At 48.7% G+C, this 20,636-nt stretch carries 19 protein-coding genes and 1 pseudogene; 11 read left to right on the top strand and 9 right to left on the bottom strand.

Annotated elements, in window-relative coordinates:
- Positions 1–54: 54 nt before the first annotated feature.
- Positions 55–1,794: a GMC family oxidoreductase gene (locus B5X72_RS10560; RefSeq protein WP_079716853.1), complete on the top strand. Its 1,740-nt coding sequence runs from the start codon at positions 55–57 to the stop codon at positions 1,792–1,794.
- A 21-nt stretch (positions 1,795–1,815) separates the two neighbouring features.
- Entirely contained in the window at positions 1,816–2,445 is a 630-nt protein-coding gene (locus B5X72_RS10555; protein ID WP_079716852.1) for a gluconate 2-dehydrogenase subunit 3 family protein, read from the top strand.
- A 118-nt stretch (positions 2,446–2,563) separates the two neighbouring features.
- On the opposite strand, the gene B5X72_RS21045 is transcribed toward B5X72_RS10555, so the two are convergent.
- The 4 genes from B5X72_RS21045 to B5X72_RS10535 all read right to left on the bottom strand — a co-directional run bounded on the left by B5X72_RS21045 (position 2,564) and on the right by B5X72_RS10535 (position 4,914).
- Positions 2,564–2,740, bottom strand: coding sequence for a four-helix bundle copper-binding protein (locus B5X72_RS21045; RefSeq protein ID WP_245826916.1), 177 nt, complete (start codon positions 2,738–2,740; stop codon positions 2,564–2,566).
- 268 nt (positions 2,741–3,008) lie between these two features.
- On the bottom strand, positions 3,009–3,182 hold the full coding sequence (locus B5X72_RS10545; protein WP_079716849.1) for a type II toxin-antitoxin system antitoxin: 174 nt from the start codon (positions 3,180–3,182) through the stop codon (positions 3,009–3,011).
- A 45-nt stretch (positions 3,183–3,227) separates the two neighbouring features.
- Positions 3,228–4,082 (bottom strand): SPFH domain-containing protein, encoded by an 855-nt coding sequence (locus tag B5X72_RS10540; RefSeq protein WP_079716848.1) that lies wholly within the window; start codon positions 4,080–4,082, stop codon positions 3,228–3,230.
- 286 nt (positions 4,083–4,368) lie between these two features.
- Positions 4,369–4,914: a hypothetical protein gene (locus B5X72_RS10535; protein ID WP_139378637.1), complete on the bottom strand. Its 546-nt coding sequence runs from the start codon at positions 4,912–4,914 to the stop codon at positions 4,369–4,371.
- 124 nt (positions 4,915–5,038) lie between these two features.
- Here B5X72_RS10535 and B5X72_RS10530 point away from each other — a divergent pair, with 124 nt between their 5' ends.
- Positions 5,039–5,761 (top strand): SDR family NAD(P)-dependent oxidoreductase, encoded by a 723-nt coding sequence (locus B5X72_RS10530; protein WP_079716844.1) that lies wholly within the window; start codon positions 5,039–5,041, stop codon positions 5,759–5,761.
- A 19-nt stretch (positions 5,762–5,780) separates the two neighbouring features.
- Here the strand turns inward: B5X72_RS10530 and B5X72_RS10525 are convergent, their stop codons facing one another.
- Entirely contained in the window at positions 5,781–7,031 is a 1,251-nt protein-coding gene (locus B5X72_RS10525; protein ID WP_079716843.1) for an RNA polymerase sigma factor, read from the bottom strand.
- A gap of 5 nt (positions 7,032–7,036) precedes the next feature.
- Positions 7,037–7,384, bottom strand: a complete 348-nt coding sequence (locus tag B5X72_RS10520) for a YciI family protein (protein WP_079716842.1) — start codon at positions 7,382–7,384, stop codon at positions 7,037–7,039.
- 310 nt (positions 7,385–7,694) lie between these two features.
- Between B5X72_RS10520 and B5X72_RS21185 the strand changes: the two are divergent.
- Positions 7,695–7,928 (top strand): annotated as a pseudogene (locus B5X72_RS21185) (DoxX family membrane protein); the annotation flags it as partial.
- On the opposite strand, the gene B5X72_RS10510 reads toward B5X72_RS21185, so the two are convergent.
- The gene (locus B5X72_RS10510; RefSeq protein ID WP_394332954.1) at positions 7,926–10,289 is read right to left on the bottom strand and encodes an OstA-like protein; all 2,364 of its coding nucleotides are present in this window, start codon (positions 10,287–10,289) and stop codon (positions 7,926–7,928) included. The pseudogene B5X72_RS21185 and the gene B5X72_RS10510 sit on opposite strands and share 3 nt — an antisense overlap.
- A 596-nt stretch (positions 10,290–10,885) precedes the next feature.
- Here B5X72_RS10510 and B5X72_RS10505 point away from each other — a divergent pair.
- From B5X72_RS10505 to B5X72_RS10475, 7 genes are all read left to right on the top strand, one after another.
- Positions 10,886–11,683, top strand: coding sequence for a GLPGLI family protein (locus B5X72_RS10505; protein ID WP_079716839.1), 798 nt, complete (start codon positions 10,886–10,888; stop codon positions 11,681–11,683).
- 93 nt (positions 11,684–11,776) lie between these two features.
- Positions 11,777–14,443, top strand: a complete 2,667-nt coding sequence (locus B5X72_RS10500; protein ID WP_079716837.1) for a carboxypeptidase regulatory-like domain-containing protein — start codon at positions 11,777–11,779, stop codon at positions 14,441–14,443.
- 30 nt (positions 14,444–14,473) lie between these two features.
- Entirely contained in the window at positions 14,474–15,805 is a 1,332-nt protein-coding gene (gene tilS, locus B5X72_RS10495) for a tRNA lysidine(34) synthetase TilS (RefSeq protein ID WP_079716836.1), read from the top strand.
- Positions 15,806–15,808: 3 nt separating this feature from the next.
- Positions 15,809–16,300 carry a hypothetical protein gene (locus B5X72_RS10490; RefSeq protein ID WP_079716834.1) on the top strand — a complete coding sequence of 164 codons (492 nt, stop codon included), beginning with the start codon at positions 15,809–15,811 and terminating at the stop codon, positions 16,298–16,300.
- Between the two features lie 101 nt (positions 16,301–16,401).
- Positions 16,402–16,707: a DUF4834 family protein gene (locus B5X72_RS10485; RefSeq protein WP_233632453.1), complete on the top strand. Its 306-nt coding sequence runs from the start codon at positions 16,402–16,404 to the stop codon at positions 16,705–16,707.
- Between the two features lie 26 nt (positions 16,708–16,733).
- Positions 16,734–17,849: a DNA replication/repair protein RecF gene (gene recF / locus B5X72_RS10480; protein ID WP_079716831.1), complete on the top strand. Its 1,116-nt coding sequence runs from the start codon at positions 16,734–16,736 to the stop codon at positions 17,847–17,849.
- A complete protein-coding gene (locus B5X72_RS10475; RefSeq protein WP_079716829.1) occupies positions 17,846–18,139 on the top strand; it encodes a DciA family protein in 294 nt (97 codons plus the stop codon). Before recF ends, B5X72_RS10475 begins: the two co-directional genes overlap by 4 nt.
- Positions 18,140–18,168: 29 nt before the next feature.
- Here the strand turns inward: B5X72_RS10475 and B5X72_RS10470 are convergent, their stop codons facing one another.
- Positions 18,169–18,867, bottom strand: coding sequence for a response regulator transcription factor (locus B5X72_RS10470; protein WP_079716828.1), 699 nt, complete (start codon positions 18,865–18,867; stop codon positions 18,169–18,171).
- Between the two features lie 7 nt (positions 18,868–18,874).
- Positions 18,875–20,308: a sensor histidine kinase gene (locus B5X72_RS10465; protein WP_079716827.1), complete on the bottom strand. Its 1,434-nt coding sequence runs from the start codon at positions 20,306–20,308 to the stop codon at positions 18,875–18,877.
- Positions 20,309–20,636: the final 328 nt, after the last annotated feature.

The raw sequence follows: 20,636 nt of genomic DNA, 5'->3' as shown, positions 1-20,636 counted from the left end.
GATAGTCAATCGCCTTCAAGCTAAACGATAACAATATAAATAGACCGAAAAGTAATGATTTCTTATCAAATCAAAGAAAACCCCACGGTATTTGACGCAATAGTTGTCGGATCCGGTGCCGGAGGGGGCATGGCTGGTTATGTGTTGGCTAATGCGGGTTTAAAGGTGCTCATGCTTGAAGCGGGACCATTTTTCGATCCGGCCAAAGATACCCTGCAATTGCGGTGGCCATGGGAATCACCTCGCCGTGGCGCAAGTACTGTGCGTCCGTTCGGCGATTTCGACGCTGCCTACGGTGGCTGGGAGTTGGATGGCGAACCCTATACCCGCGCGGCGGGTACCGAATTTGAATGGTTTAGGGCAAGAATGCTTGGCGGGCGGACAAATCATTGGGGGCGTATTTCGTTGCGCATGGGCCCGGATGATTTCAAACCAACGGATGGTGTGACCGCCGAATGGCCAATTACCTATGATGAGGTGAAGCCTTATTATGACCGCGTAGACAGGATGATTGGTATTTATGGCACAGTGGAAGGGATTCGCAACGAGCCGGATGGTATTTTTCTGAAACCACCTAAGCCGCGGCTCAACGAATTATATATCAAACGGGGAGCACAGAAGGCAGGTGTCCCGGTTATTGCTGGACGTGGATCGGTGCTTACGGAGGCTCTTCCCGGTGTGGAAGGGCGTGGCACGTGTTTTTATTGCGGGCAATGTGGCAGGGCATGCCGGGTGTATGGCGATTTTTCTTCTTCTTCCTGTTTGGTCATTCCGGCCATTAAGACGGGCAACTTGACGGTTGTAGACAATGCAATGGTGCGTGAGGTGCTGACTGATAATGAAGGGCGGGCGACCGGCGTGTCTTATGTCGACACGATGGATTTGCAGGAATATTCCGTGCGGGCTAAAATTGTCATATTGGGGGCAAGTGCATGTGAAAGTGCCCGCTTGTTGCTCAATTCGAAGTCGGCAGCACATCCGGGAGGGCTAGGCAATAGCAGCGGTTTGGTAGGACGATATTTGCATGATTCTACCGGAGCAAGTGCGGGGGGCTTTCTGCCGCAACTGCTGGATAGAAAGCGGTACAACGAAGATGGGGTAGGAAGTGTACACATTTATTCGCCATGGTGGCTCGACAACAGGAAACTCAGTTTTCCTCGGGGATATCATATCGAATACGGCGGCGGTATGCGTATGCCGTCATACGGCTTTATGGACTGGGTAGCGAATGTAAATCACCTGGTGCCCGGCCAAGATGGCCAACAACGAGAGCAAGGCGGATACGGCCGGTCGCTGAAGGGAGATTACCGCCGGTTTTATGGAGCAAGCGTAGGTATGGCAGGTAGGGGTACAGCATTGGCCAGGTATGACAACTACTGCGAGATAGATCCCAATCGGGTGGATAAATATGGGATTCCGGTACTCCGGTTCCACTATAAATGGGCCAATGAAGAAGTAGCGCAGGCCAAGCATATGCAGGAGACCTTTAAGGAGATTTTGCACGAGATGGGCGCCGTCATGACTTCGCCTATGCCTGGCCCAGAAACGTCCTACGGTCTGGAAGCGCCGGGGAAAATCATTCATGAAGGAGGCACTACGCGTATGGGCGATGATCCTAAAACGTCGGTCTTGAATAGGTGGTGCCAAGCGCATGACTGTCCTAATTTATTTGTGGTAGATGCCGGACCGTTTGTACAGCAAGGCGACAAGAACCTTACGTGGACCATCCTCGCACTGTCGATGCGTACCGCAGAATACATTTTGGAGCAGCGTAATAAGTTAAACATTGGATAAACATATATATATCATAGCAACGTGAACAGAAGAGATTCCATTAAGGCATTAGGCCTCGCCGCGGCAGGCGGCGCATTGCTAATCGACTCCTGTAGGCCCGGTGCCGAAACGAATAAAGAGGCCGCTGCGGGAGGAGGGAAGCTCCCCGGTGTTCAGGAATTTGAGCATGAACGCAACCAACGTTTGGCAGGTGAGCAATTTTTTACCGAGCATGAGCTGGCTACACTCACCGTGTTGACCGACATTATCATTCCGGCGGATGACGTATCCGGAAGTGCCAGCGATGCTGGCGTGCCTGCATTTATTGAGTTTATGGTGAAAGATATTCCAAGCTATCAGACGCCGATGCGGGGCGGACTGAAGTGGCTGGATGTACAAAGCCAACGGCGGTATGGCAGCGTGTTTGTCGATTGCTCGGAAGCACAGCAATTGCAATTGGTGGATGACATCGCTTACCCCAGCAAGGCACGGCCTGAGATGCAACAAGGTGTGGCATTCTTCAGCTTAGCACGCAACCTCACCGCTTCAGGCTTCTTTACCAGCGAGATGGGGGTGAAAGATATCGGCTATGTCGGCAACCGTCCCGGTATTTGGGATGGCGTGCCTCAGGATGTCCTCCAGGCCCACGGATTTGCCGACGGTTGGGGGTGAAATTTTGTAAAGGGCACCCGATGAGCCGGATAGTTTATGGCTGTCGGTGCCACGTTATTGCTCGGCGCATGGGTGCCTGATGCCGTGTAAGCTGCTGCGCATAGACATGGACGGTTGTCTATGCAGCCATTGTTCTGCACGCCTCGGCACACGCCCGGCATGCTTCCGCGCAGGCTTTGCAATGTTCATTGTCGTGTTTTTGGCATTCTTCCGCACACTCATTGCAGATTTGGGCGCAGAGGTCGCAAAGCTGTACGACATACCCTTCGTGCCCCGTTCCGCTGCTTTTTGCCATAAAAGATGCAGCCATGCGGCAGGCATCTGCGCAAAATCGGTCTAAATGAATACAGGCAGCCATAGTTTGTACTTGGTCGTTTCGCAAGCATAAGGTTGCGCAGTGGTCGCATGCGTCAGCGCAGCGATAACAGGCAGCGATGCAGTTGGTGAATTTCTCTTCTATCATGATTCATTGATTTTATGAGTTAGCTCCCCCAGTAAGTAGCTAACATGCATGATGGCCGTTTGTTTACCGTCATCGCAATTTGTAAATCAATTGACCGATACTATTCTTTTTCCTTCTTTTTCGTACGCTTCCGATGTGCCAATGCCTGGGCAAGCAGAAATTCAATTTGCCCATTGGTGCTCCTGAATTCTTCTGCCGCCCATTCTTCTAATGCTTTCAGCATATCGGCGTGTATGCGAAGCGCAAATGCCTTTTTATCCGCTTTATCAGCCATTAAAAAGCTCCCGTTTTTATTCGTTATAAGGATGCAAAGATATCATTAATGATATAATGTACCGGCGTTGACTACGGGCGCGACATTTCGTTCGCCGCACAAAACCACCAGCAGGTTGCTGACCATGGCGGCCTTCCGCTCTTCGTCAAGTTGTACAATGTCTTTTTCCGATAGCTTCTCCAAGGCCATCTCTACCATGCCTACGGCACCATCCACAATTTGTCTGCGCGCAGAAACCACGGCAGTGGCCTGCTGGCGCTGCAACATCGCACTGGCAATCTCCGGCGCATAGGCCAAATGGGTGATCCGAGCTTCAATCACATCTATCCCCGCCATGGCCAGTCGGTCGTTCAATTCTTTTTCCAATATCCCGCTTACCTGCTGCGCACCATCTTTTAGGCTGATTACGGCTGCTTCATCCTCGAAGTTGTCATAAGCAAACTGATTTGCTAAATGACGGACGGCAGCTTCACTCTGTATTTGAACATATTTGCTGTAATCATCTACGGCAAATAATGCCTTGGCGGTATCGCGCACCTGCCAGACGACTACGGCAGCAATCTCTATGGGATTGCCCAGCTTGTCATTGACTTTGATTTTTTGCCCGTCGAGATTCCGCGCCTTTAATGAGACGGTCCGTTTTACGACCAATGGGTTTACCCAAAAAAAGCCGTCCTTCCGTACCGTCCCCTGGTAACTGCCAAATAAAATCAATACGGCAGATTCATTGGGATTGACAACAAGCCAGCCTTTCAATATGACCAATGCCAGCACAATGCCAATCGCAATCAGCCACACCGACTGGCCGTAAATACCATACGCTGCGAGACCGAGGCCAGCCAGCAGCACAACAAAGGATAAGTAACCCGAAATTGCAGTTGTGTTTTTTTCGTTTATCATGACTATTTTTTTGATATTATTTTGATATCACAATAATATTAATAAAAATGCAAAATAAAAAATATTTATACAGTTTTAGCTTCAACGGGCCACTCGGCAAAATACACCAAAATAGGTATTGTCTATCCAGCGCACCTTCTTTACCTTGCCTCCATCATCCCAAGCGTTCTTTTTCTTGCATGAGATGTATGGGGATTGGGAAGGCTCCATGCGTTATTTAGTGTCACTAACATTTGCATATGTGCAGGGTAGGTTGTCCTGCACATTGCAAATATTTTTGGCTTCATCAGAAAAGCAAGGGGTAATCCAACGACAGTTTTTCTTCGCCCTGTTTTATTTCTTTAATCTGGATATGTAGGTAGGTCTGACCGCTCGGTTCAAGTTTGCCAAGTACAAACTGGTGATACTTGCCATCATTTCCATCGGGTCTTTCGGAAGACCAGCAATGGCCTTTCCATTTGCTTTGTAAGCTATTTTCTTTGCCAATTACTGTTATTTTGCCTATATAAACTAATTCCTGCCCGTCCAGAATGACTGCGTTTTTTCCGAGATCGATGGACGTCTGATCAAGTATCGAAGGTGCCGGAGAAGAATCGTCATACGTATAGAACCAAATTTTATTCCCATTATTGGCTATTGATAAACTCAGCGTATAGTTTGTGCTGTCTGCGACATTGGCTGTCATTTCGCCTTCCGGCAACATCGTTTCGATATCTTGCCTTATTTCTTTGTTCGTGGAGGTATGGTGTTGGGCAACTGCGGCAAACCCCATGTGAAGAAAGAAAGCGTTTAGTAACAGGGCTTTCGTCAAGGATGGGTATATGGCGTTCATTGTTCGAATATACTATTTTATCGGAAACCGGCGTATTTTGATCATCTTTACCGGCGGTAGGTTTCTTTAATTGCGCTTTGGCCTACTGTTGTTATATTAAATTGTTATTTACCCGTATGGAGACATGAATGATAAGAAGATAGTGATTATCGGTGCCACGTCTGGAATAGGCCGTGCATTGGCTGAAACGTTGGTTTCGGCAGGAAATAAGGTAGGCATCACGGGTCGGCGGGAGGCGATCCTCCGGGATATGAAGGCCATGCGTCCAGATCGCTATTGTATCCGCGCCTTTGATGTGACGGACACCGAGACCAGTATTGCACACTTGGAGGCGCTTGCTGCGGCGATGGGGGGTATCGATGTCATGGTCATCAGCGCTGGTGGAGGGGATACCAACGAAGCGTTGGATTTTGGGATCGAACGAAAAATGATAGACCTGAATGTCAGCGCCTTTACCCAGTTGGCCGACTGGGCGTTTGCTTATTTCCAGCGCCAAGGATATGGACATCTGGCGGCAATTACTTCTATTGCCGGTATGCGGGGCAGCAGGCAGGCGCCCGCTTACAGTGCAACAAAGTCTTATCAAATCACTTACCTGCAAAGTCTGCGGCAGAAAGCATATCATGGACGCATGCCAATCACGGTTACGGATATCTGTCCGGGCTTTGTCGACACGCCGTCGGCCAAGTCTCCTGTACGGTTTTGGGTGGGGCCGTTACCGAAAGCTGCAAACCAGATTTACCGGGGGCTTTGTAAACGCCGTAAAGTGGTATACATTACCCGGCGGTGGCGACTTATCGCTAGGCTATACCGATGGTTGCCTGCTTGGCTGCACGAACGGCTCTGAGCGCTAGGCTGTCTGGACGTCATGTGTATAACGTGTTCAGCTGTTTTTGGATATACTGGGCATCCAGCGGATTTTGTGCAAGGGATAGGGCCGCACGGTAGGCGATGTGAGCCTGCGCGGTGCTACCTGCGCGTTGGTATACGTGGGCTTTCACGGCTTGGAGGAGAAATACGGTGCCGGAATCTGCGTCGTACGGAATGGCTTCCAGCTCCGTAATGACGGCGAGAGGCCCGGCGGCGTAGCTTTCAGCAACCAGGCGGTTAAGACGGATGAGGACTGAACTCGGCTCAAGGCCTTCCAATAACCGGTAAAGGCCGAGGATCGCTTTCCAATCGGTTTCTGCAAAATGCCTTGCCGCACAATGCAATGAGGCGATTAACGATTCAAGGTAGTATTTGCCTGCACAGCCGCTGCGTTTTGCACATTCCAAATAATGGAAGCCTTCGGCAATCAGCCGTCGGTCCCATAACCTCCTGTCCTGTTCTGCGAGTGGTACCCACTCGCCATAAGCCATTATCCGTGCCGGAAAGCGGGCGGAATGGAAAAACATAAGTGCCAATAGCGCATCCACTTCGGCTGCAGGAGGTGCTATGGGGCGCAACAGCTTCGCCAGACGCATGGCTTCATAACAAAGGTCCATATTGATGCCTTTGGCATCGCGCGTAGCCTTATAACCCTCATTGAACATGAGGTATAAGATGGTGCACACCGTAGCGGAGTTCTCCGCGGCGTGTTTTGCTGCTCGGGGATCCAATTGGATGTTTACACGCCGTAAGGTCGATTTACTGCGCTGCAGAGCTTTCTTGACCACTTCACGATTCAACCGTAATGCGTTGGCTAATTCCGGAACGCCGAAACCGCACAGGACATGGAGCGTGGTCAGTATGCGGTCGCGTTCGCCGAGAGCCGGATGGCAGCACGCCACCAGCAGTTGCACTTGGCTGTCCGCGGCTTCTTCGTCCTCGACCACGGGCGGGGTTTCGCCCTGCGCAGCCACTATCGAAGCCTCCATGGCTTCAATAGTGGTCTGCCGTGCGGCGCGATTGATGATGTTGATCAGCTTGTTGCGGGCAACGCGTGATAGCCAAGCCGGTGGATCTGCCGGCATGCCGTTGTAGCGCCAATGGGACATGGCAGTCTCAAAGGTATCTTGCACGGCATCGAGGATATTGTCTAATTGCGCCATGCCAAACACCCGGGCAAGGGATGCAACCATCTTCCCCGAGTGTTGTCTGAAGAAATGAGCGACCAGCTGTCCCGTGGCGTCCATTGCGTCTACGCGTCTTCCATTGTCATGATTTCCCGTATCTCAACGGTGCGATCCCAATCCAGGTCTGGATTTCCCTTGGCGATCTCAATGGCTTCTTCAAGGGAATCAGCCAATAGGATGTAATAACCACTGACACATTCTTTTCCCTCCAAAAAGGGGCCGTCTGATACGATTTTTTGCTTGCCGCGGATGTATGCGCCACCCGCGTCAAGAGGTTGGGCTTCCTTGTATTGCCCCTTCTGCTTGAGGGTCTCTACCCAACGATAATGTTTCTCGATACATGCTTGCATTTCCTCGGCAGACAGTTCGCCGTAATTTGATTCTTCGCGAATCAGCATTAGAAATTCTTTCATAACTTTTTATTTTGTTTTTACCTTGACAATCGGGTTTGCCGTTTGGGGACATTTTTTTGAAGCTATTTTTGTCTGTTTACGGCGTTTCGTGCTTCGTTCGTTCCATACTAAGCCACCGTACGACTCGTCTGCTAACCATATCGAATGGTAAAAATGCAATTTTTTTAGACGTCGACGTAGGAAGGATAAAGATTTTTGATTTGGGTGTGCAGGAAACATCTGGATTCTCGACATTTGAAATCTGTCGCACACCAGTCGATGAACCTTGCGGAAAATATTTAGATAATTTCTAAATAAATATATTTGTGCCATGAAAAGGTTCATGACTACCGGGTATAATGCATCCTCTTTCCAGTTGGCGACATTGATGTTGCGGCTGGGGGCCGGTGTATTGATGATTCCGACTTACGGTTACGGCAAATGGGTCAATTTTGCGGCTAAGAACGGCTCGTTTTACGACTTCATGGGATTGGGTGGCCCCGTCTCCATGGGGCTGGCTATTTTTGCCGAACTATTTTGCTCTGCGTTATTGGTATTGGGACTATTTACTCGATTGGCTACCATGCCGTTGATCGTCGCGATGCTGGTGGTCATTTCGGTCCACGATTGGCAGCTGTTTGACAAGCATGAGTTGGCTCCCGCGTTCCTGACCATGCATCTTGCGATATTGCTGCTCGGCCCAGGGCGATACAGCCTCGATGCATGGATTGCCGGACGGCCAAAGCATCGATAGGTTCATTGTGCTATCGGTCATATCGGGTCGCGGAATCGTATCCGGTTGAATCGATGTGGAATCAACCCCCGCCGGAACTGGTCGCCCGCCGGGTGCTTGTGGCGCTTCCGTCGAGTCTGGCGGGACCACGGCATCTGCGCCAGCTGGCGGACGCCTCCGGATGAGCAAATCCTCCTTCGAGGTGGGGCGATCCCCCGGCTTCCATACAAAACCCTCCAGTATCTCCGCGTCTTGGGGGACAAGGTGCATCGGGTAGACCTTGCCATCCACGCGCCTAATCGGATTGAAATAGGTAATTTGATTGCTATCGACTAATATCTTAATCCGGCTGCTGCGATTGTGGTACATGTTGGTATACACTTTGCGCTTTTCATCGACGGTGTAGTAGATGCTCTCTGCATTGCCGTCTATAAACATCCGATCCAGCGCATTGTTCGAAAAAAAGCCGGTAATCCGCCTTCCTTTGATTTGATTGTACTTGGTAGAATCCAGTTGGGTATTTACCATAAAACTATTGCTGACCAGCAACATGTTGTCCAGCTGCTCGTTACGTATTTGCATATAAATCGTATCGGCCGTCATCTGCGATCCCTGCGCCCATATCATCGGGCGGCCAAAGAAACGCATCATGGAATCAGGGTAGCCATAGTATACGGAATCAGCCACCGCTTGCAGGTCCGATTTGAAGAGCCGAACGTTGTAATAGGCCTTGATGATGCGCGTTTTTACCGTGTCGCTACCCAATGTGTCTTTTGGTACCGTGTCGGTGGGTGGACGGGAAAGCGCGGTCATGGCCGCAGCCATCAGGCTGTCGGTTTCTCCGCCGGTAGGTATTACTGCTTGTCCGCGGAGTACACTGTCTGCCGCAAGATTACGCGCCAAAATATCCAAGCCAGCCGTCTCCAGCGGCGCCGCGGCCACTCGATTGAGATGAGTTTGCAGCACTGCCGAATCAGCTTTTATTGCCATATTGATGGCCGGGTCGGCGGTTTTGGGCGTGCTTAGGCTGTCGGGAGGTGCTTTCAGCGTATCCAGCAGCGTGGCGGGGAATGCCTCCAAACTGTCCCGAGGTTGTCGCTGAAGGCTATCGATAACGGCAGTGTCGGTTTGCAGTGAGTCGCTGCTCAACGGCGGCGGTTCGTCCATGCCGTCCGACGAGCCGGTGTCATCCATATTGCCGTAATCGTCGCCATAGTCCTCGTCTTCAAAGTCATCAATTTCGCCACCTTCACGATCAAGGTCAAAGACCTTGGGTAAATAGTCCTTCAATAAAATGAGCTTTGAAAACAGCGTATCGGCCGTCATGTAAATGGTGTCTACGGCAGCAGGTTGAGGTTTTTTTAGCGTATCGATAGCTTGTACGGATGTATCTGGCGATAGGGTACTGATGCTATCCACGGACGACGCCGTGCTATCATTGCGCGTTACGGTCATCACCAAGGGGTTCTTGGTCATCGTGATGGATTCATCGATCCGGTTGTACAACCCCTCGCCACCGTAGGTAAAGTATTGCTGTGCCGTGTCGATAAACACCACGTTCTGTACGGCACGCCCGTTGCCCGATGTGCCGTCGTAGTAGAGGCTGTCGCCGCGGAGGAAACGGCTCCCTTCCGTATACAGGTTGTTACGGTCAAACCAAGCTTGCTCCGTCTCGGTGTTGTATTCGCCACGTTCGGTGTAGAGGTTTTCGCCATCATTGCCTTTGATGTTGGTAGGGCCATAGAAATAGGTCATTTTGGTGGCCGAATTATACCGCATGGTATCGGTATAAATTTTTACGTCTGGCGTCCGTACGACGACATCATAGCGAAAATAAGCATCCTTGGTATTATCGAAGTAGTAGGCATTTCTGCTCGTAATGGTATCCGTGGTATTAACGATGCGCCCGCCACCGGTATAGGTGCCCACGCTGCTTTTCATGTTGTATGTGAGGTAGTTGGTGGTGAGTACCGAATTGCCATCTACCATGCGTACGTTATTGGTGAGCGTGGCAAGTTGGGTTTCGGCGACGTAATGTAATTTGTCTGCATAAATGACGGTTCCATTCGGCTGGGTGATAATCACCTTACCGAACGCATCGAAAAATTGCCTGCCTTCATTGTCGTTATAGACATAGCCACTATCGGCTGATAGTGTCGAACCGTGGTGTTCATATACAGGCCGGTAATTCATCATGTTGCCCGTAGTTGCATTGAGGCGACTGTGTGAAGACGATATCAATCTCAATTCGTCACGCTGCTGAGCGTACGTAAGCGTCGAAATGAATGCAGCGAAACATATGAACAACAGGCTTTTCTTCACAGGCGCAAACTTAGCTAAAATGCATGGTATTCACGAACACTGCGGATGCAAATCCTAAAGGGGTGCGTTTGACACGGAAAGCCAGCAAAGAAAAACCATTTATCGAAAGGATTATTTGCCTCATAGTTCGAGGGAAGTAGGTACGGTTAAATACTCCGCGGGGCCCCAAATTAAAAGAGAGCTATCGGCTAAATCTTGGTAAAATTTTCAAGGTTATTTCAAAAAAAATTGGAATTTTCAAATCAATTAGTTTAATTTTATTTTGAGTATACAAACCAAAATATATCAGAATATGAAATCTCTACTTACAACAATGGTCACAACCCTATGGTTTTTGTGACTTCATCTTCTTCTGTATCTTTATTAAACGTTCAGCAAATTAATGTTTCCTGTGAAGATGCAGCTTTTGAAGTCTATCTGTATTATGTTACTCAAGAGGATGCTGACGAGGATTTTGCTTACGAAAAATGGAGAGAATACTTACAGTTTTGTTCCGAATAAAAAGGGTTGATTTGACATTAATCCGCTTATCATTACTTGCCTTGCTATTGGCAAGCCAATTTTTCAGCTTTAGCCAATCCTACAATAGTGGGATTGTGAAATATAAAGTCAAAAATACAAAAAATAGATTGACCGATAATGAACTAAGACAGAATCCTCGTCTACCGATGATTCTTGAGCAACTTACGTTTTCACTGAATTTTATAGATTCAAACGCGACGTTTAACCTTGATGAGAGTAGAACAATCCCTCCAGAAGATGTTAAAAGTGCAGAGATTTTTTTTATAGGTGTCTCTACCAACAGGCATTTTTGGCAAAATCCAGACGCTGCGTACCGTGTCATGCCAGCTCTTCCCCCGTTTCACAAAGACTATCTCTTGGTAGATTCTTTTAAGAGCGGTAGACATACAGGATGGAAAATTACGAACGAAAGCAAAGAAATAGCCGGATATAAGTGTTTTAAAGCGACCCGTGACAATCTATCTCAGAACGGTAGCGGTGGATTACGAAGAATTCCTGTCATTGCTTGGTTTTGCCCTGAACTCCCGTTCCCTTTTGGACCGTTGAAATATGGAGGCTTGCCTGGGCTGATTTTGGAATTACAAACCAATACTACGATATTCGGTGCGAAATCCATTTCGCTAGGAGAAAACATTGCTATTTTGCCAATGCCCGAATTCGAATTAATTTCAGAAGAACAGTTTTACAGGGATATTCACAAGAAAATAATGGAACGGAGGGGGAAAATAATGCCTCCGTTTTGATGATGTGATTTATGTCAATAGTTAGAAGGTGAAGATTACTTTAAAAGGTAATTCCTATTACAAAAACATACATGATAAGTCAAAACAGTACGGGTGTACAGGCTACTTAATTTATTGCTATTGTTCCCGCTGGTCACATTTTCTCAGTTCCGAATCATAACCGGCATCGTATCTGACGAAAGCGGCGCGCCATTGGGACGGGCTAATGTAATGGCAAAAGCCCTAGGTGAGGACGGTAATGTCAAGTTCGCAATGGCTAATGCACAGGGGCAATACAATTTTACGTTGGATGCTTCCAAAGCCTATCTCCTTAGCGTTTCCTATATCGGCTATCATCCAGATTCAACTAAACTCGACCCAAGCAATAGTAACCTTCGGCACGATTTCAAACTCCGGACCAAAAACGAGCAGCTCAGGGAAATCATCATCGAGCACGAATACCGTCCCGTCATCATCAAGAAGGATACCATCGTCTTCAACGTAGAGGCTTTTGCTGCGGGCAACGAACGCAAGCTGAAAGACGTCCTTGGCAAATTGCCGGGCGTAGAGGTGGACCGTGATGGGCGCGTTACCTTCAACGGGCAGCCCATCCGCCACATGCTCGTGGAAGGAAAAAAATTCTTCGGCGGGGGCAGCAAACTGGCCGTGGAAAACATTCCCGCCGATGCACTCGACCAGATTGAGGTCATCGACCACTTCAACGAGGTGGGCTTCCTCAAAGAGGTCTCCGGCACGGATGAGATGGCCATGAATGTAAAGCTCAAAGAAGACCGCAAACGGCTCGTATTCGGTGACCTTGAAGCCGGGGGCGGCAATGGCGGCCACCACCTCGGCCATGCGGCACTGTTCTATTACACGCCGGCCCATAACGTGAGCGTCATCGGCGACATCAACGACATTGGCAAGTCGGTATTCACTTTCGATGACATGATGCGCTTTCAGGGTGGTGTTAGTGCCTTTGTCAATACCAATAGCCGCCCTTCGTTTACCAACCTCAATACGTTTACCTCGGACAACCGCGACGTGGTGGAAAACCGCTCGCGCTTCGCCGCCCTTAACTTCAGCAGTGACGTGGTGGAAAAACTCAACGTCTCCGGATTCGCCATCTTCTCCCGCCTGCTCACCGACCGACGCGCTGATACCTACATTGAATACCTGACCAACCAGGGTGTGACCAATGAGGAACGGTTCGCCGAGCAGGGAAACGACGACCTGATGGGACTGGCCAATGCCAAATTGGATTACAGCCCCAGCAACACCGAGAAATGGTATTACAATGCTCAGTGGCAGAGCAGCGGAAATTCCCTCTCCAACCTGCTCAATTCGGTCACCAACCTCCAGAACAGTTACTTTAATACCCTCAGCGATGCGGATAATCACTCCCTGAAACAGTATATCGAATGGCATAAGGCGTATAATGTACAGCACACGACCACCTTTGTGGTCAATCACGTATATGAGAAAAATACACCGCTGAATACTTGGATCAACGACCAGGCCTTCCTCGTGGGTTTTATCCCGCTGGAAACGGATGATCAATACCGTATTGAACAGCTGGGTCGCCAGCGCAGCAACAGCGTAGACGCGCTCTTCAAGCACTACTGGGTCATCAATAGCCGCCACCAACTCCACAGCAACATCGGCAACAACTTTGCTCGGGTGGATCTGCTGACCAGCGAACGGCAGTTGTTGTCCGATGGTTCGGTCAATAGCTTTGCCGAGGCCGGATTTGGCAATGATGTCCTTTACCGGCTCAACGATGCCTTCGTCGGCCTAGACTATAAATTCATCACTGGCCCCGTCAGCAATACGGCTTCTCTCTATGGCCACTGGTACGCACTCTCTACCGCGCAAACAGACGGCAACCACCGCCTTAGCCGCTTCTTGCCCGAGCCAACATGGAAAAGCGAATATGAAATACGGGAAAACGAACGGATCGTATTCGACTACCAATATGCCAATAGCTTCCCCCGCGTTGGGCAGCTGAACAGCCGCTTTACGCTCACCTCGTACAATGCTGTGGCCAGGGGTAACGCTCTGCTGGCCAATGAGCGCTATCACCGCTCTGCCCTGCGCTATACCCGCTTCACGGGTATCGGGGGGCCAATAGCTAATGCGTCCATCACGTTCAACCGCAAGGTGCGCGCCATCCGTAACGAACTGCAGTTTGAAGGCATCAACCATTATTCGATGCCCGTGTTGACCGACAATCCCGAAACGAACTGGATGGCGTACGGCTCGTATTCCAACCGGGTGGCTTTTTTCCGCGTGGGCGGAAATGTACGGCTCAGCTGGTTCGATTATTCCCAGACGGTCAATGACATACTGGCAAACAACCGCCGCACAAGCCACCAGTATACCGTAAACATGCGCACCGAACCGAGCGACTGGCCCCGGGCATCGGTTGCCTATACCAAGGGATTCAACCGCTTCCGCGGCAATACCTCATCCCGCTTCACTACCGACCAGTTGGATGCCAGTCTCGACTGGCGGCTGCTAAGGGATTGGTCCGCCATGGCTGAATATACCTACTTCCGCAACCGGAATACTCGGACGGGTCTCAGCGACTCATACCATGTGGCCAATGCGGCGCTGGACTACCAACCGGAGCATACTCCCTGGGGCTTCCGCCTCACAGCAAACAACTTCCTGGACAACCGCACCAAGGTGTCCAATTCCATTTCCGACTTCCTCGCAAGCGAGCAGGTCACCTACATCATGCCCCGAGTGTGGCTGCTTTCAGTAAGGTATAAGTTGTGAGGCTACGTGATATCCCGTACCTTTGGGCATATGAGCGTACAGGAGCGATTCATCCACTACATATACGAACACGCGTTGTGCCAATCGCATGAGCGTATCCTACTTGCAGTAAGCGGCGGCAAAGACTCGGTGCTGATGACCCATCTTTTTGCTGAAGCAGGTTATACCATTGGCATAGCACATTGTAATTTCCGCCTGCGGGGAGAGGCCTCCGATGCGGACGAAGCGTTGACAAGTGACCTCGCCCGCGCATTGGAAGTACCATTCTATTCGACAGGATTTGACACGGAAACCTATGCCCGCCAGCAAGGCATTTCTATCCAAATGGCAGCACGGGAGTTGCGCTATGCCTGGTTTGAGACCATCAGGTCTTCGCAGGGTTATGATTATATCGCTGTGGCGCAGCACCGCAATGACCATGTTGAGACAATAATGCTCAACCTGGTGCGGGGCACGGGCCTCGCGGGCCTCAAAGGGATAAAGCCTAAAAGAGACCGAATCATCCGTCCTTTACTCTTCTTAAATGCTGAAGAAATAGCTACCTATGTGGCAGAGCATGGATTGGCTTATCGTGATGATGCTTCCAATTTTTCCACCAAATATGCACGTAATAAAATCCGGATAGAGGTTATCCCCAGACTGAAGGAACTCAACCCGGAGCTTGAGCGCACCATGGCAAAAAACATGGAGCGCTTTGCAGATGCCTATAGCGTGGTAGAGACCTACGTGGCGGAATTGCGTAAGGATTTATTTACGGAGCGAAGGCCGGGCGAATGGCATATCCCCATCAGTGGGTTGGCGGGATTGCATCCCTTGCCGTTTTTACTTTATGAACTTTTTCGTCCTTACGGATTCACGGAAGCAGTGATAAGCGATATCGCTGGGTCGATGCCCGGCACGCCGGGGAAGCGGTTTAGTTCGCCCTCGCATATGTTATACGTCGATCGGCATGAATGGGTCGTAAAGCCAATTGAAGTACCGCAAAACGAAGTAGCTACTATAGCATACCCCGGAGACGGCGCACGCTGGCATGAATATCACTTTGAGTCAGGCTTGTCTACGGACATGGCGGTCAACAGAAGTACGCATGTCGTGCAGTTAGATGCTGCTCATGTGGTTTTTCCTATTCGCATCAGGGCATGGGAAGAAGGGGATGTCTTCCGGCCGCTCGGCATGGGCGGCCGGAAGAAGCTGAGCGATTTTTTTGTGTCGCTTAAAGTGCCTGCGTATCAGAAACATTTTATACCGGTAGTCATTAACGGCGATGGGAATATTCTGTGGGTAGCGCCTTATCGGATGGATGATCGCTATAAAATTACGGACAAAACAAAAAAAGTAGTTACTTTAGCGTGTTCTTATTAGCCAATGGCAGAAAAACCGATATACATAGAGAATCAATACATGGGCCGCGACCGGAGTTGGGTAAGCGTTAGGTTGGTGCTGGCGCTCTTTTGCTTCATAGCGTACTACATCAATATCGAACGGGAAAATGAAAGCCAACTGTTCCTTATCGTAGGAAGTGCGGTTATCTTTGTGTCTATCGTGATGATGTACATGCTTCATTACCGCATTATGGTAGAGCAAGGCAGCGTGAAATTAAGTGGACTTTGGACCACCCGCCTTGTGAAGATAGACCTCAACAGCATCGTGAAAGTGGAATGTAAACCCTATAGCAGTTTTTTTATCAACAATCCGGTGTACAACCTCCACCAACGGGGAAAAATTAAGTTTTATGCAGGGGGTAAGGACGCGGTGTGGCTAACCGATCGAGATGGGCTCATTTATATCATCGGTACCCAGCGGCAGGTCGAACTCCAGCAGGCCATACTGAAGGCTAAAGGCAAGCCGGGAGTGTGAAAACTTTGGTATCCCTGTTTTGTTTGTCAATTATACGTTAAAGTTCGTTAAAATTACGCCGGTATAAGCGAGGTGTCCAGTTTTTACTTATATTTGTGAGTATGTTATTGAAGTTTTTATTTATCGCAATAACCGTCCTGTGGTTGCTACGCATGGTTGCGCGGCTCCTATTCCCCTGGGCGATGCGCAAAATGGCGGAGAAAGTGATGGGTAAGGCCCAACAGCAATATCAGTATAGAAGCGGTCCTTACGCAGGCGGGCAGCAGTTCCAGCAGCCCCACCAATCGCACCAGCCGGATGGCAAGGTGCGTATCGATTATATGCCTCCACAAAGTAAGCCTAAACAGGGAGCGAAAAAAGCGGGTGAGTTTGTAGAGTTTGAAGAGATTAAGTCATCTGCCGAATAGCCAGCAAAAACCTTACCTTTGTAGGTATGTGGCTGAAACAATTGTCCGTACTCCATTTTAAGAACTACAGCGAGGCTACTGTGCATTTTGCTCCGGAGGTAAACGCCTTTACCGGAAGAAACGGCGCGGGCAAGACCAACCTTTTGGATGCTATCCATTACCTTTCACTTTGCAAGAGCTATTTCAACCCTGTAGACTCCCAACAGATTAAACAGGGCGAAGATTGGTTTATGGTACAGGGCGAGTTTGACAAAGACGGACAGCCCGATGTGGTGGCATGCAGCCTCAAACGTAACCAGAAAAAACAGTTCAGAAAGAATAAGAAGGAATATACACGCTTGGCCGACCATATTGGTCTTTTTCCGTTGGTGATGATTTCGCCCAACGATTCAACCATCGTGACCGATGGTAGCGAGGAGCGTCGGCGTTTTATAGACAATGTGATTTCCCAGACCGACCTACGCTATTTAGATGGACTGATTGCCTATAACCGTTGCTTGGTGCAGCGCAATAGCTTATTAAAGCAGTCCGCTAAGACGGGCATGCTTGATAAGGGTGTACTCGATGTGCTGGATATGCAACTGGTTGAACTGGGTATGCCGATTTTTGAAAAACGGCAGGCATTCATGGCCGCGTTTATTCCTGAATTTAATAAACATTACCGATTTCTCACGGATACGGCCGAAGAAGTATCCCTGGTATATGAATCGCAGCTCATGGCAGGTGATTTTGCTGATCTGCTGGCACAGCAGCTTGATCGCGATCGGGCGTTGGAACGCACTACCGTGGGCATCCATAAGGATGATTTGCTGTTTGCCATCCATGGCGATATGCCTCTAAAAAAATTTGGCTCGCAAGGGCAACAGAAGTCGTTTCTTATTGCCTTGAAACTTGCTCAGTATAGCTTTCTGTATAACCAAAAAGCCTTCAAACCGTTGCTCCTGTTGGATGATATCTTTGATAAGTTGGACGAGGTGCGCACCCGTAAGCTGATGCAGATGGTCTCTGCGGACGATTTTGGGCAGATCTTCCTTACGGATACCGATGCTCTGCGGATAAACCGTATCTTTGAAGAAATAAATCGGAAAGTGTGTATTTTTGAAATTAACAGCGGCGTGGTGAACCAATTGGAAACGGCATGAGCAGAAGGGGAGACGATATCACCATCAAAGAGGCCATCGAAAAAATGCTTGATGTCTATAAACTGCGGCGCAAGTTTGACGAAACAGCCTTGATTTCCGCGTGGCCGCAGCTGATGGGGAATGCCATTGCCAACCGAACCAAGCAACTGTATATCCGTGATAAAAAGTTATTCATCAAGGTTGAATCAGCTGTCATTAAGAACGAACTTCTACTGATGCGATCGCAAATTATCGGCCGCATGAATGAGCATGTCGGGCAGGTGGTCATCGAAGATTTGGTCGTATTGTAGTTTTGCAAACGGGCGGCTAAGCATACCGGTTAAGGGATAGAGAGGATAAACCCTACGCCGTAGATGTTTTCAATCCTTGCACCGGATGAAGAGCGCCGCAGTAATTTGCGCAACCGGGAAATAAAGACATCCAAGCTACGTCCCATGAAATAATCGTTTTCGCCCCAGAAACGGATAAGGAGATCTTCCCGCTTCACGATGGAATTGCGGTGCTCATAGAGGTATTCCAGCAATTCAGCCTCCCGCAACGTGAGCGTTGTGGCCGTATTTCCTTCAATGGTGAGGCTGAGTTTTTCCTTATTCAACGTTATATCACCGATTCGAATCGTCTCTGCTGGTTTTTGATCGGTGGTGGGGAGCATCCTTCTGGTGATGTTTCGAATGCGTAGTACTAATTCGTCGATATCGAAAGGCTTGGTAATGTAGTCTATTGCACCCATGTCCAGCCCGAGTAGCCTGTCCGTTTTCTCCTTGCGTGCCGTCAGGAACAAGAAGAACGCGTTTTTGTCGTGTGCCACGATTTTCCGGGCCAAATCGAACCCGTTGATGTCGGGTAGCTGGATGTCAATGATGATTAAGCTATATGCCGTGTGATGTGTCAGGTATTCCTGATACGCGCTTTTACCGGTTGTACACCAAGTCACTTCAAAATTCATCGTTTCGAGGTATTGCTTGGTTACGTTGCCCAAATCCGCTTCATCTTCTACATACAACAATTTTGGTTTCATGGACCAGTTAATGCTTATAAGGTATATGGATAATAAATTGACTGCCTATCTTTTCTTCACTGGTAACGGAAAGTTTCCATCCGTGGCTTTTGATGCACTGGTAGGTATAAAAGAGCCCCAGGCCCAGTCCCGAGATGTGCTGGGTACCTTGCTTTTGAAAACGATAAAATTTTTCGAATATATGTTCGATTTCATTGTCTGGTATGCCCATTCCATTGTCCGCTATCTGTAGGCTGATGGAGGCATCACCCACCGCTACATGGACTGCGATGCGTTTATGCTCCGAATGGTTATATTTAATCGCGTTGTCAAATAAATTGAACAGCATGGTCGTGAAAAAAAAACGGTTCAATTCAACAATTAGGGGGTGCGTGCCCGCTTGCAATTCAATAACGATATTGTGGTGGACCGAAATTTTTACATTATAGTCAGTGATGATTTCATGCAGCAACTGGTTAAGTTCATGGGTTTCCTTCTGCAAAGAAGAATTATCCATCGTAGTGATATCCATGACCTGCTCAAAAAGTTTCTGCAAGCGCAGGGATTGACGTTCAATGATTTTTGTGAGCGGTTTGATGTTGTCGGGATCGGCAAGTATTTTGTCGTTTTGCATGTTTTTATTCGCGACGATGATGGTAGACAACGGGGTGTTGAATTCGTGCGTGATGCTGTTGACAAAGTCTGATTTCATTTCGGCCAACTTTTTTTGGCGAAGCCAATTGCGGAAAGTGAAGTAGTAGATGGACACCACGCAACCAATCGCAAATAGTGCCAGCAGGAATGTAGGCATCATCAACTTGATAATATGCAAGATACGGTTGCTGTGATCGGCATGGAGCGAAAAAGTCATCCAATAATTATAATCCGTAGAGGCACTCACCGTAATGCCGGCAATTTGATTTTGTGGTCTCGGTTTTTCCAGTTTTCCGCCGATGTATACACCATAACGGGTCCTTAAGCTGTCTGGAACGAATGGATACGACTCGCCGGCTTGGTATATACTAACAATACGGAGATTTTTGAAAACCAATTGAACGGCATTAATGGACAACAAATATTGTAAATCTTCATTGAGTTGATATTCGGCTTTTATTTGCGCAAACAGGCTATCCATCGTATTGGCTGCCCGAAGGGCGTGGAACATGCTATCGAGCACTTGGTTTTTGTAATGCTCGAACGCCGTTTTATCTTGGTCATATAAAGCCTCCAGCGTGTAGATATTATCCATCAGGTAGCGATCAATAATGGCTACGCCGCCCGGAAACACCTTGTCATTACGTATTCGCTGTGTATATCGATCGTTGATGAGCTTTTTTTCTACCGTCTGATACTGTTCGTCTTTGAGTTTGAATGTATTGTATGTAAGATAGAACAGCACGGAAGCCAACAAGACAAAGCCCAGTAACGAAATGCTTTTATGAACCAGCAGTGAATAACTCATCAGTGTCGTGTCTAAACCCGTGTGGTGCAATGTTAACGATTATTTGCATGGTACACAGAATACCCGCCACAAAATTAATAGGGATTGGTATCATTAACATTTTATTGTGATTTTATTAACAATTGGTGTGGGTCATATCATGTAGTTTTGATTGAAATTTGGCCTTTAATTTGCCATGATTTAGTACCTATTAAAGCAAACATCCGGCGTCAAACGCGCAGGTAGTGAAAGCCGTCTTACGAATAACGAGACGGCTTTTTTTTCCGGCGTTTTTAGTGTTTAGCAGTCGGCAAGCTGCAATAAGGAAGAGGTTGTTTCAGGTAAAAAC

This window comes from Parapedobacter luteus, from assembly GCF_900168055.1.
Classification (GTDB): Bacteria; Bacteroidota; Bacteroidia; order Sphingobacteriales; family Sphingobacteriaceae; genus Parapedobacter; species Parapedobacter luteus.
The sequence above is the reverse complement of the archived record's forward strand: the minus strand, read 5'-3'. Positions and strand labels throughout refer to the sequence as shown.